Raw genomic sequence first — 12,626 nt, forward strand, 5'->3', positions numbered from 1 at the left:
GTCAGGGGACCGCGCGGTCCCTGTGGAAGTCCGGTCTCAGTGCGGATCGGCGATGTGCTGCGTACCGATGCGCTTCCGGAACACCCAGTAGGTCCAGCCCTGGTACAGCAGCACCACGGGCGTCGCGATCCCGGCGCACCAGGTCATGATCTTCAGGGTGTAGGCGCTCGAGGACGCGTTGGTGACCGTCAGGCTCCATGCCTCATTGAGCGACGACGGCATCACGTTCGGGAAGAGCGTCAGGAACAGCATTGCCACCGCGGCGACGATGGTGACGCCCGACAGGGCGAAGGACCAGCCCTCGCGCCCGGCCTGGTTGGCTCCCACCGCCGCGACCAGCGCCACCACCGCGATGATCATGGCGGCCAGGCTCGCGCCATCGCCCTTCTCCGCCTGGGTCCAGCTCAGGAACCCGAGTGCCAGCACGGCCGTGACCAGCCCGAGGTTCCGGGCCAGTTTCCGGGCCCGCTCCCTGATGTCCCCGACGGTCTTCAGCGCCGTGAACACCGTCCCGTGGAAGGTGAAGAGCGACAGGGTCACCAGGCCGCCGAGGATCGCATGCGGGTTCAGCAGATCCCAGACGGTGCCGACGTACTCCATCTCCTGGTCGATCTTCACCCCGCGCACGATGTTCCCGAAGGCCACGCCCCACAGGAACGCGGGGATGAGCGAAGTCCAGAAGATCGCCTGCTCCCAGTTCCGCTGCCAGTGCTCCTCCGGCCGCTTGGCCCGGTACTCGAACGCGACACCGCGCAGGATGAGGCATATCAGGATCAGCAGCAGCGGCAGATAGAAGCCGGAGAAGAGCGTGGCGTACCACTCGGGGAAGGCGGCGAACGTGGCACCGCCCGCCGTGAGCAGCCACACCTCGTTGCCGTCCCAGACCGGCCCGATCGTGTTGATGAGGACGCGCTTCTCGACCCGGTTGCGGGCGAGCAGCTTCGTCAGGATGCCGACCCCGAAGTCGAAGCCCTCGAGGAAGAAGTAGCCGGTCCACAGGACGGCGATGAGTACGAACCAGACGTCGTGGAGTTCCATGCCTCAGATCCCAGTCCTCGGTCTCAGTACGAGAAGGCCATCGGCCGGTCGGTGTCGCGGTCGTGGCCGCCGATCTTGGTGGGCGGATTGAGGTCGGCCTCCGTGAGCTCGGGAGGCCCGGCCTTGACGTACTTGACCAGCAGCTTGACCTCGATGACGGCGAGGATCGCGTAGATCAGCGTGAACACGATCATCGACGTGAGCACCTCGCCCTGGGAGACGCCGGGGGAGACGGCATCACGGGTGCGCAGGACGCCGTACACGACCCAGGGCTGCCGCCCCATCTCCGTGAAGATCCAGCCCCAGGAGCTGGCGATCAGCGGGAAACCGAGCGTCCAGATCGCGATGAGCCAGTACAGCCGGGTGAGCTTCGGCCCGAGCGGCTTGCGGAACAGCACGACATGGGGCACGTCGTCCTCACCGACCCTCGACGCAGGCGGCAGCATGAACTTCTTCCGGGTCAGCCAGAGCCCGGCCAGGCCGATGGCGAACGACGTCATGCCGAAGCCGATCATCCAGCGGAAGCCCCAGTAGGTGACGGGGATGTTCGGCCGGTAGTCCCCGGGCCCGTACTTCTCCTGCTCCGCCTTGTTGGTGTCGTTGATGCCGGGCACGTACGACGTGAAGTCGTCGTTCGCCAGGAAGGAGAGCAGACCGGGAATCTCTATGGCGACCTTGTTGTGGCCCTTGTCCACGTCGCCGTAGGCGAAGACGGAGAAGGGTGCGGGCCCTTCGCCGTCCCACAGCGCCTCGGCGGCCGCCATCTTCATCGGCTGCTGCTTGAACATGACCTTGCCGAGGAAGTCGCCGCTGATCGCCGTCAGCAGACCCGCGATGACCACGGTGACCAGACCGAGCCGCAGCGAGCTCTTCATCACCGGAACGTGCTTCTTGCGCAGCAGATGGAAGGCGGCGATGCCGACCATGAACGCGCCGCCGGTGAGGAAGGCGGCGGTGAGGGTGTGGAACACCTGGGTGAGGGTGGTGTTCTGGGTCAGCACGAGCCAGATGTCGGTGAGTTCCGCGCGCCCGTTCTCCTTGTTGATCCGGTAGCCGACCGGATGCTGCATCCAGGAGTTGGCAGCCAGGATGAAGTAGGCGGAGAGGATGGTGCCGATGGAGACCATCCAGATGCAGGCGAGGTGGATCTTCTTCGGGAGCTTGTCCCAACCGAAGATCCACAGCCCGATGAAGGTGGACTCGAAGAAGAAGGCGATCAGCGCCTCGAAGGCGAGCGGTGCTCCGAAGACGTCGCCGACGAAGCGCGAGTAGTCGGACCAGTTCATGCCGAACTGGAACTCCTGCACGATGCCGGTGACGACACCCATGGCGATGTTGATCAGGAAGAGCTTGCCCCAGAACTTGGTCGCCCGGAGGTACTTCTCCTTGTTCGTACGCACCCACGCCGTCTGCAGGCCGGCCGTCAGCGCGGCCAGCGAGATCGTCAGCGGGACGAAGAGGAAGTGGTAGACGGTGGTGATGCCGAACTGCCAGCGCGCCAGTGTCTCTGGCGCCAGAGCGAGGTCCACGTCGTCTCTCCTTACGTCGGCGCGGTCACGTCGGCGTGCTCGTCGTGCACATCACGGCAGCTTGCCCAGGAAATCCATGACATAGCGGGAGCTTCCGGGCATTGCTTGTGAACGCGTTCACATTCACAAGCAATTATGACCCATACGGAATCCGAACCCGTGAGCGGGGGGTCCCAGTGAACGCACCGGCCGGTCGGTACGCGCGGTGACCGGGCGACCGCGGGGCCGCGCGAGAGCCGGGCCCGCCTGGACGGCGGCCCGCTCCTCACCACGACGGCGCCGGAGGAGGAGCCGGCCGTGTGCGCAGCCGGAGACGGACCGATCGCCCGCATCCGGGAGCGGGTGCGGGCGATCGGGAGATCCGCGGTGCGGCGGTTACAGCCTGCTGCGGAACGCGTCCGCGGCGTGCAGGAAGATGTCGTTCGCCTCGGACTCGCCGATGGTGACCCGCACCCCCTCGCCCGGGAACGGCCGCACGACGACACCGGCCTCCTCGCAGGCCGCCGCGAAGTCGGCCGTGCGCTCCCCGAGCCGCAGCCAGACGAAGTTCGCCTGCGTCGGCGGCACCGTCCAGCCCTGCTTCACCAGTCCCTCGTACACCCGTGCCCGCTCCGCCACCAGCGCGCCGACCCGGCCCAGGAGTTCGTCCTCCGCCTGCAGCGAGGCGACCGCCGCGTCCTGGGCGAGCTGGCTGACGCCGAACGGCACGGCCGTCTTGCGCAGCGCGGCCGCCACCGGCTCGTGGGCGACGGCGAAGCCGACGCGCAGCCCTGCCAACCCGTAGGCCTTGGAGAAGGTGCGCAGCACCGCGACGTTCGGCCGCGAGCGGTAGATCTCCAGGCCGTCCGGCACCTCGGCGTCCCGGATGAACTCGCGGTACGCCTCGTCCAGGACCACGAGCACATCGGACGGGATCCGGTCGAGGAACCTCTCCAGCTCCTCCCGGTGCACCACCGTGCCCGTCGGGTTGTTCGGGTTGCAGACGAAGATCAGCCTGGTCCGGTCGGTGACGGCATCCGCCATCGCGTCGAGGTCGTGCACATCGCCCGAGGTCAGCGGAACAGGAACCGAGGTGGCGCCGCTGATCTGGGTGATGATCGGGTACGCCTCGAAGGACCGCCAGGCGTAGATGACCTCGTCACCCGGGCCCGAGGTGGCCTGCAGCAGCTGCTGCGCGACGCCCACCGAGCCGGTGCCCGTCGCCAGGTGCGAGACCGGCACCCCGAAGCGGTCGGCGAGCTCGTTCATCAGACCGGTGCAGGCCATGTCCGGGTACCGGTTGAAATTGCCCGCGGCGGCGACGGCCTTCTCCATCACGCCCGGCAGCGGCGGATAGGGGTTCTCGTTGGAGGACAGCTTGAACGCGACCGGCCCGCCGGCAGCGGCAGGCCTGCCGGGCTTGTACGTGGGGATGCCGTCCAGCTCGGCGCGCAGCTTGGGGCTCGTCTCGCTCACCGCAGGTCCTCCTCGACCGTCGTGCATCGTGCTCACCAATACTGCTCACCCTATGAGGATTCCCGGCCGCTGCGAATGGGCGGCCGGGAACAACCGGGGCACGGAACGAGAACGGCGGCGAGGAGAGGGGGGCGCTCTTCGGAACACCGCGCGCCGGTGGCTCACTCCGTGGCGCGCATCCCTCGTAGTAGTGAGTTGAGACCTCTTCGATACCTCGGCCATTTGGCAGGCCTCCGCAGGTCGACAACCATGAGACAGGCGCAATGACCCTCAACTTCCTTTGTTTCCAAGGCAATTGATGGTCCGCAGCCATGCAGAAACGTGCCTGTCAACGCCTGCATATGCGACCGGCTTCACCGCCCCGCCTCGCCCTACTATCGGCCTGCCATGACAGCAGCAGGGAAGCACCAGGTGAGCCGGACGGAGACATCACGCCGGGGCAGCCGGCAAGGCCGGGCGGGCATCCGGGACGTAGCCGCCGCAGCCGGTGTGTCCATCACGACTGTCTCGGACGCGCTGAACGGAAAGGGCCGGCTCCCGGACGCCACCCGCCGCCATGTCCGCGAGGTCGCCGACCGGCTGGGCTACCGCCCGTCGGCAGCGGCCCGCACCCTCCGTACCGGCAAGTCCGGACTCATCGGGCTCACGGTGACGACGTACGGGGACGAGCCGTTCACGTTCACGGAGTTCGCGTACTTCGCCGAGATGGCGAGAGCCGCCACCTCCGCCGCGCTCGCCCGTGGATACGCGCTGGTGATCCTCCCGGCCACCTCACGCCACGACGTCTGGTCGAATGTCGCACTCGACGGCACCGTCGTGATCGACCCGTCGGACCACGACCCCGTGGTCACGGAGCTCGTCCGCCAGGGCCTCCCCGTCGTCTCCGACGGCCGACCCGCGGGCACGCTCCCCGTCACCGCCTGGGTCGACAACGACCACGAGGCAGCCGTGCTCGAACTGCTCGATCATCTGGCGGCCGGCGGCGCACGCCGGATCGGCCTGCTCACGGGCACCACCACGGACACGTACACCCGGCTCTCCACCACGGCCTATCTGAACTGGTGCGAACGCATCGGCCAGGACCCGGTCTACGAGGCGTACCCGGCGCACGACCCGTGCGCCGGAGCCGTCGCCGCCGACCGGCTGCTCGCCCGCCCGGACCGGCCCGACGCCGTGTACGGCCTCTTCGACCCCAACGGCACGGACCTGCTCGCCGCCGCCCGCCGGTACGGACTGCGCGTCCCCGACGATCTGCTGCTGGTCTGCTGCAGCGAGTCCACCGTGTACGCCAACACGGAGCCGTCGATCACCACGCTCTCGCTCAAGCCGCGGCGCATCGGCACCGCCGTGGTCCAGTTGCTGATCGACGCGATCGAGGGAGTGGACGGCGGTGGCCCGGTCGAGCAGGTGATACCGACCGAACTCATCGTCCGCACGTCGTCGCAACGTCGCTCTTCCCGTACGACGGTGAGCGCCCCGCGCTCGCCTTCCCAGGACTAGACCAACGCAATTGGGGCGAAACGGCCGGTGAACCGGTGGTGTACCCGGATTCAGCACCCCTGGTGCGTCACACAGCACGATCCGCATTCCTATGATGGGCGCACGACACCGCGGACCGTCCCCGACCAGGCCGGTCCGGCGGTGAGGGCGGCGCGACGGTGGTGGAGGGGTCGATGACTCAGGGGGCCGGTCAGGGACCCGTGGTGCGTACGGCGACGTTGCGCGACTTCCGCGTCCCGCCGTACGCACAGGTTCCGGTGCAGTCGCAGTCCACTTCCCATGAGTACGTGCTCGCGCACCCGGAGGACTCAGTCCCGCGGCCGGTTCCCGTCCGGGCCGCGGAACCCGGCCCGGAGCCGGCGCCCGCCGCCGAGACCGAGGCGCCGAACCGGGCGGCCCCGGCCGGCGAGGCGGAACACGGCGCCACCGAGGACGCCCCGGCCCGCCCCGAGGACTCCGTCCCGCAGGCACCGCCGGTCCATCCCGGCAACGCCTTCCCGGACGGCGAGCCGCCCGAGGGCTACACCCCCACCGAACGCGACCTGCCGGTGATCAACCGCGGCGACACCGTCCAGGTGACCGTCGCCCCCGCCGAACAGCCCGAGCCGGCCCCCGAGGGCCTCGGTCCGCTCTATGTGGTCGGGGACGTCCACGGCTATCTGGACGAGCTCCTCGCCGCGCTCACCGCCCAGGGCCTCGTCGACGCCGAAGGCCACTGGTCCGCGGGCAACACCCGGCTGTGGTTCCTGGGGGACTTCACCGACCGCGGCCCGGACGGCATCGGCGTCATCGACCTCGTCATGCGTCTCTCGGCCGAGGCCGCGGCGGCGGGCGGTTACTGCAAGGCCCTGATGGGCAATCACGAGCTGCTGCTCATCGGCGCCAAGCGCTTCGGCGACACGCCCGTCAACTCGGGCGCCGGCACCGCCACCTTCCAGGCGGCATGGCTGCTCAACGGCGGTCAGAAGAGCGACATGGACCGCCTCCAGGACGTCCATCTGCAGTGGATGTCCCGGCTCGACGCGGTGGTCGAGGAGGACGGGCATCTGCTGATGCACTCCGACACGACCGCCTACCTCGACTACGGCACCACGATCGAGGACGTCAACGACAAGGTCCACGAGATCATCAACCGCAACGACGCGGACGAGTGCTGGGATCTCTTCCGCAAGTTCACCAAACGCTTCGCCTTCCGGGACGACGACGGCCCGCAGGCGGTCCGGGAGCTGCTCGCCACCTACGGCGGCGGCCGGGTCGTCCACGGCCACAGCCCCATTCCGTATCTGCTGGGCGAGGTCGGCACCGAGGACGCGGACGGCGAGGCGAAATCCGAGCCGCTGGTGGAAGGCCCGCACGTGTACGCGGACGGGCTCGCCATCGCCATGGACGGCGGCGTGACCATGGCCGGAAAGCTGCTGGTGGCCCAACTCCCCCTGCAGGGCTGAGGCAATCCCGCGCAGTCGATTTCCGGAAACCCCCTGTCACCCCGTGCCGTAACCGCTCTACCATCGGCATATCCGTAGCAGGCTCTCCTCCGTTTCCGCCCAACTGCCCCACCCACGCGGGCAAACCGGCCCTACGGAGCATCGGGGGATGCACATGAACAGCGCTCCGCACCTGCTGGCCGAGGACCGCGCCGAATACGAGCGCATCCTCGACGACGCGCTGCGCAAAGCGCACGAGCGTCCAGATCTCGACGGCATGGGCAAGCGGCTCAACGCCGAGCAGTTGCGCACGATGGCGCTGAACGCCACCGCCCTCATCACCAGCGCCGCCGCGGCGGAGTACGACCACTTCGTGAAGGTCCGCGGGGAGGCACGTACCTCCACGGGAGCGTCCGTCGGCCATTCCGTCCTCGGACCCGCGGTCGGGGCGTCCGCCGAGACGGGCGCCGGCTTCGCCGCCGTGCTCACCGTCCTGGCGCCGGTCCTCGCGGGCACCGCCGCGCTGATCTTCCTGCTCGTCGGCTACATCCTGAAGGCCGTCAGCCCGGACGCCGCCTTCGCGGACACCCTGCTGACGGCGGGCTGGTTCTTCGGCGCGCTGACGGCGGCCGGACTCCTCGCCGCCGCGATCGGGCTGCTGATCACGGCGCTCCGGAACGGCGCGACCCAGGTCCCCGCCGAGGAAGCGGGCGGAGAACTGCCCGACGAGGTGGCGCGCGCCAAGGAAGCCTGGCGGCACGCCCTCCTGGAGCGCGGCGTCCTCCCGTTCCTGCGCGCCGCACTGGCGGACCCCAGCGCCGACCCCGCCTCCTCGGCCCCGCCCCGCCGGGTGAACCGCTTCCCCAAGGTCGGCTACAGCGGACCCGACTTCTCGAGTCCGAGCGACGGCACTTCCGCCGGCTCCCGTCCGACGTTCACGAGCCCGGACTTCACCAGCCCCGACTTCGGACCGCCGGAGCACCGGCCCGAGTAGCGGTCACGGGGGCGGAGCCGCACCCCTCCCCGGCGCGCCTGCGGGCGCGGCGAAGGCCGGGGCAGCCCGTGGCTGCACCCGGCCTCGCTCATGTGCCGTTACGGCCGCGCGTTCAGGCCGCGGCCGGGACGGCCTTGGGGTTCTCGCCGAACCTGTTCGGCGCCTCCTCGCCCTCCGAGGCCAGGAAGACCAGCATGACGATGGCACCGACCAGCGGCACGAGGGAGATCAGCAGCCACCACGCGGACCGCCCGGTGTCGTGCAGCCGGCGAACCGTGACCGCGAGGGCCGGAACGAGGATCGCGACGTAGTAGACGACGTACGGGATCATCGTGTCGATGGCGACACCGATGCCGGCCAGCACGGCGACGACGGCGATGTTCACCAGGGTGAACATCCAGTACTCCTTGCGGCGCGCACGCCCCCCGAATCCGGCGTAGTTCTTGAGTACCGCCAGGTACCAGTTCACTGCGATTCCCTCCCCAGGTCCCTTGTCAGGGACGCATCGAAATTCAGCCAAGCGGCCGAAAGTTATCCATGCGCCCAGAGGGGGTCAAGGGGATTCAGGACCTCGTTGAAAAAGCAATCAACCCGCCGCCCAACCGTGATCACCGCGGCTCCGCAAACCGGGCCGATCCGGTCCGAACGGCCTGTTCGCCCGGCTGGAGTTGGGGAAGCCCGGCGGCGAGACCACAGTCGGCGTCAGGCGTGGTCCGAGGCGCTCGGAGCACCTGTCAGAGCACGTCTCGGAGCACCTCTCCACAAAGCGTCGAGCGGCGGAGGCGCCGAGGCCTCCACCGCTCTACCGGACCCCGGGGCGCTCAGTCCGCCAGCGGCAGGTACACCCGGTTCCCCGAGGCGGCGAACTCCTTGGACTTCTGGAGCATGCCCTCGGCGATCTCCGTGTCCGAGGCCGCCGGCTCGTCACCGCCGAACTGCTCCGCGATGCTCCTGCTGATCTTCATCGAGCAGAACTTCGGACCGCACATGGAGCAGAAGTGCGCGGTCTTCGCCGGTTCGGCCGGCAGTGTCTCGTCGTGGAACTCCCGCGCCGTGTCCGGGTCCAGGGCCAGGTTGAACTGGTCCTCCCAGCGGAACTCGAAGCGTGCGTCCGAGAGCGCGTCGTCCCACTCCTGCGCGCCCGGGTGCCCCTTGGCGAGGTCCGCCGCGTGCGCGGCGATCTTGTAGGTGATGACGCCCGTCTTGACGTCGTCCCGGTTGGGCAGGCCCAGGTGCTCCTTGGGAGTGACGTAGCAGAGCATGGCCGTGCCCCACCAGGCGATCATCGCCGCGCCGATGCCCGAGGTGATGTGGTCGTAGGCGGGCGCCACATCGGTCGTCAGGGGGCCCAGCGTGTAGAACGGGGCCTCCTCGCAGATCTCCTGCTGGAGGTCGATGTTCTCCTTGATCTTGTGCATGGGAACGTGCCCCGGGCCCTCGATCATGGTCTGCACGTTGTGGCGCTTGGCGATCGTGTTGAGCTCCCCGAGCGTCCTCAACTCGGCGAACTGCGCCTCGTCGTTGGCGTCCGCGATGGAGCCGGGCCGCAGTCCGTCGCCGAGCGAGTACGTGACGTCGTACGCGGCGAGGATCTCGCACAGCTCCTCGAAGTTCTCGTACAGGAACGACTCCTTGTGGTGCGCGAGGCACCAGGCGGCCATGATCGAACCGCCGCGGGACACGATGCCGGTCTTGCGGCGGGCGGTGAGCGGCACGTACCGCAGCAGCACACCGGCGTGGACCGTCATGTAGTCGACGCCCTGCTCCGCCTGCTCGATGACGGTGTCCTTGTAGATCTCCCAGGTCAGCTCCTCGGCACGGCCGTCGACCTTCTCGAGCGCCTGGTAGAGCGGGACGGTGCCGATCGGCACGGGGGAGTTGCGCAGCACCCACTCGCGCGTGGTGTGGATGTTGCGGCCGGTGGAGAGGTCCATGACCGTGTCGGCGCCCCACCGGGTCGCCCAGGTCATCTTCTCCACCTCCTCCTCGATGGACGACGTCACCGCGGAGTTGCCGATGTTGGCGTTGACCTTCACCAGGAACCGCTTGCCGATGATCATGGGCTCGATCTCGGGGTGGTTGACGTTGGCGGGCAGAACGGCCCGGCCCGCCGCGATCTCCTCACGGACGACCTCGGGGGAGACGTTCTCCCTGATCGCCACGAACTCCATCTCCGGCGTGATCTCACCACGCCGGGCGTAGGCGAGCTGCGTCACCGCCTGCCCGCCGCGTCCCCGGCGGGGCTGGCGCTGACGGCCCGGGAAGACCGCGTCGAGGTTGCGCAGACCGCCGCGCGGAGACGTGTGCTTGATGCCGTCGTCCTCGGGCCGTACGGGACGGCCGGCGTACTCCTCGGTGTCGCCGCGGCCGATGATCCAGTTCTCCCGCAGCGGCGGCAGACCGCGGCGAACGTCCGTCTCGGCGTGCGGATCGGTGTACGGCCCGGACGTGTCGTACAGGGTCACGTCCTTGCCGTTGGTGAGGTGCACCTGGCGGACCGGCACCCGGACGTCGGGGCGCGAGCCCTCGACGTATCCCTTGTGCCAGCCGATGGACTTCCCCGCCTCGGACGAGTCGGAGGCAGGCGTGCGCGTGTCCGATGTGGTCATGAGACCTACTCCCTACGCCGGCATTACCCGGTAACAGGTTCGGCGGTCGGCGCAGCTGTCCCGTACGGTCGTACGGCGGTCAGCGCCCTCTCAGCCCGGTGCTCCGAGCTCCCGCGTGTGCAAAGGTGTCACCACGCTAGCGCCCCGTCGGGCGTGCTGAACAGTGGGCCCCATCCGTTCTTGCGATGATCTGTCGGTGACTTCCTCCCAGCAGACGCCAGAACCGGACGACCGCGCGGGCGGTCCGCCGCACTCCCACGGCCACGCCCATGCCCACGGCCACGGGCCGGCCGCCCCCGTTTCGCGGCATCTGCGACGGGTCATCGCCGCCGTCCTCATCCCGTTCGCCGCCGCGGTGGTGGTCGGCCTCGTCGCCCTCTGGCCGGGCGGCGCACCGGAGCACGAGCGCACCGGTGTCGGCTTCGACCGGCAGACCGAACAGGCCCGGGTAGTCCGGGTGCAGGAGGTCGACTGCTCCGATGTGAACGCCGGTCAGGTGCCGCCGACGGGGGACACCACGACCCCCGAGGGGCGCGAGGCGGTCAACTCCCAGCAGGGAAAGTGCAAGAAGGCGACAGTCGAGGTCACCACCGGAAAGGACAAGGGCCGTACGTTCGTCGAGATCGTGCAGCCGGACGCCTCGCGCCAGCTGAAGCAGGGCCAGGAAGTGGTGGTGGCATACGCGCCCGACGCACCGCGCGATCTCCAGTACTCGGTGAGCGACATCAACCGGGACTTCCCGATGATGCTGCTCGCGGGGATCTTCGCGGTCGTGGTGGTACTGGTCGGGCGGCTGCGCGGGGTGATGGCGCTGATCGCGCTGGCGCTGAGCTTCGCCGTACTGACCCTGTTCATCCTGCCGGCGATCCTGCAGGGCTCGAATCCGCTCGTCGTGGCCGTGATCGGAGCCAGCGCGATCATGCTGATGGCGCTGTACCTCTGCCACGGTCTGAACGCCCGCACGTCCGTGGCGGTGCTCGGGACGCTGATCTCGCTGCTGCTGATCGGGCTGCTCGGTTCGGTGTTCATCGGCTGGGCGTCCCTGTCCGGCAACACCGACGACAACACCGGTCTGATCCACGGTCTGTTCCCGAACATCGACATGTCCGGCCTGCTGCTCGCGGGAGTCATCATCGGCTCGCTCGGTGTGCTCGACGATGTCACGGTGACCCAGACCTCGGCGGTCTGGGAACTGCACCAGGCTGACCCGGCGATGGGGCCGCGCGGCCTCTACAAAGCGGGCATCCGGATCGGCCGCGACCACATCGCCTCGGTCGTCAACACGCTCGTACTGGCCTATGCGGGTGCCGCGTTGCCCCTGCTCCTGCTGTTCTCGATCGCGCAATCGGGGGTGGGCACGGTGGCGACCAGCGAGCTGGTGGCAGAGGAGATCGTCCGGACTCTCATCGGCTCGATCGGTCTGGTCGCGTCGGTGCCGGTGACCACGGCGCTGGCCGCTCTGGTCGTATCGGCCGACCGTCCGGGGGGCACGGTGACCGGTGTGGCCGCCGGAGCGGTGCGCAGCAGGGGGCGCCGCCGGCGGGCGAAGTAGGTCCGTCGCACACGGCCGCGGCGGACACGCCGGAGGTCAGCCGGCGGCCTCCTCCGCGAGGATGCGGCCCAGGGCGGCTTCCAGGTTGTCCTCGAAGTCGCCGAGCGTGCGCTCCTGCCCCAGCGGAACCAGCTTGTCGGTCCGGTCGAGGAAGGCCACCAGGGGCGCGGCGCCGGCCCGGAACAGCGCCCGGTCGACACCGACCTGCAGCCGGATGTGGACGTCGGACAGCCCCTCGGGCTCGGTCGGGGCGATGTGCACATCGCCGTCCCCGCTGGGCCCGTTGATCCCGTCAAGCAGCAACTCCCGGCCGAACGCCCAGGTCACGGGGGCGTCCCCGGGGAGATGGAACGTCATCCGCACCGCATAAGGGTCTCTCGTCTCATACGTGAGCTCCACAGGGATCCGGAAGGAGAGCTCCTCGGAGACCAGGAAGCTCATCAGGACCTCTGCCTGAACCGACTCGCGCATCGTGTTAACCCCGCAGTGGATGAAGCACCTCGTGAAAACGGCCGGGAATGCTCC

Annotated in this window: 10 protein-coding genes; 4 read left to right on the forward strand and 6 right to left on the reverse strand. The window is 69.0% G+C overall.

From position 1 onward, the window contains the following. Positions 1-36 precede the first annotated feature (36 nt). The 3 genes from cydB to hisC form a co-directional block, all read right to left on the reverse strand. Complete coding sequence (gene cydB, locus BLT82_RS16720) at positions 37-1,038, reverse strand: cytochrome d ubiquinol oxidase subunit II (protein WP_093655531.1); 1,002 nt, start codon at positions 1,036-1,038, stop codon at positions 37-39. A 23-nt stretch (positions 1,039-1,061) separates the two neighbouring features. After that, positions 1,062-2,567: a cytochrome ubiquinol oxidase subunit I gene (locus tag BLT82_RS16725; protein ID WP_093655533.1), complete on the reverse strand. Its 1,506-nt coding sequence runs from the start codon at positions 2,565-2,567 to the stop codon at positions 1,062-1,064. Between the two features lie 375 nt (positions 2,568-2,942). Then, positions 2,943-4,022 carry a histidinol-phosphate transaminase gene (gene hisC / locus BLT82_RS16730; RefSeq protein WP_093655535.1) on the reverse strand — a complete coding sequence of 360 codons (1,080 nt, stop codon included), beginning with the start codon at positions 4,020-4,022 and terminating at the stop codon, positions 2,943-2,945. 387 nt (positions 4,023-4,409) lie between these two features. On the opposite strand from hisC, the gene BLT82_RS16735 reads away from it, so the two are divergent. The 3 genes from BLT82_RS16735 to BLT82_RS16745 all read left to right on the forward strand — a co-directional run bounded on the left by BLT82_RS16735 (position 4,410) and on the right by BLT82_RS16745 (position 7,940). After that, positions 4,410-5,522: a LacI family DNA-binding transcriptional regulator gene (locus BLT82_RS16735; protein ID WP_093655537.1), complete on the forward strand. Its 1,113-nt coding sequence runs from the start codon at positions 4,410-4,412 to the stop codon at positions 5,520-5,522. Positions 5,523-5,695: 173 nt separating this feature from the next. Further along, complete coding sequence (locus BLT82_RS16740; RefSeq protein WP_093655539.1) at positions 5,696-6,967, forward strand: metallophosphoesterase; 1,272 nt, start codon at positions 5,696-5,698, stop codon at positions 6,965-6,967. A 148-nt stretch (positions 6,968-7,115) separates the two neighbouring features. Continuing rightward, entirely contained in the window at positions 7,116-7,940 is an 825-nt protein-coding gene (locus tag BLT82_RS16745) for a hypothetical protein (RefSeq protein ID WP_208867928.1), read from the forward strand. Between the two features lie 112 nt (positions 7,941-8,052). Here BLT82_RS16745 and BLT82_RS16750 read toward each other — a convergent pair whose 3' ends face one another. Further along, a complete protein-coding gene (locus tag BLT82_RS16750; protein ID WP_093655541.1) occupies positions 8,053-8,409 on the reverse strand; it encodes a DUF805 domain-containing protein in 357 nt (118 codons plus the stop codon). A gap of 352 nt (positions 8,410-8,761) precedes the next feature. After that, positions 8,762-10,549: a phosphomethylpyrimidine synthase ThiC gene (gene thiC / locus BLT82_RS16755; protein WP_093655542.1), complete on the reverse strand. Its 1,788-nt coding sequence runs from the start codon at positions 10,547-10,549 to the stop codon at positions 8,762-8,764. A gap of 196 nt (positions 10,550-10,745) precedes the next feature. Between thiC and BLT82_RS16760 the strand changes: the two genes are divergently transcribed. Further along, complete coding sequence (locus BLT82_RS16760) at positions 10,746-12,101, forward strand: YibE/F family protein (RefSeq protein WP_093655544.1); 1,356 nt, start codon at positions 10,746-10,748, stop codon at positions 12,099-12,101. Between the two features lie 36 nt (positions 12,102-12,137). On the opposite strand, the gene BLT82_RS16765 is transcribed toward BLT82_RS16760, so the two are convergent. After that, entirely contained in the window at positions 12,138-12,572 is a 435-nt protein-coding gene (locus tag BLT82_RS16765; protein ID WP_093655546.1) for an SsgA family sporulation/cell division regulator, read from the reverse strand. Positions 12,573-12,626 lie beyond the last annotated feature (54 nt).

This window comes from Streptomyces wuyuanensis (assembly GCF_900103455.1).
Classification (GTDB): domain Bacteria; phylum Actinomycetota; class Actinomycetes; order Streptomycetales; family Streptomycetaceae; genus Streptomyces; species Streptomyces wuyuanensis.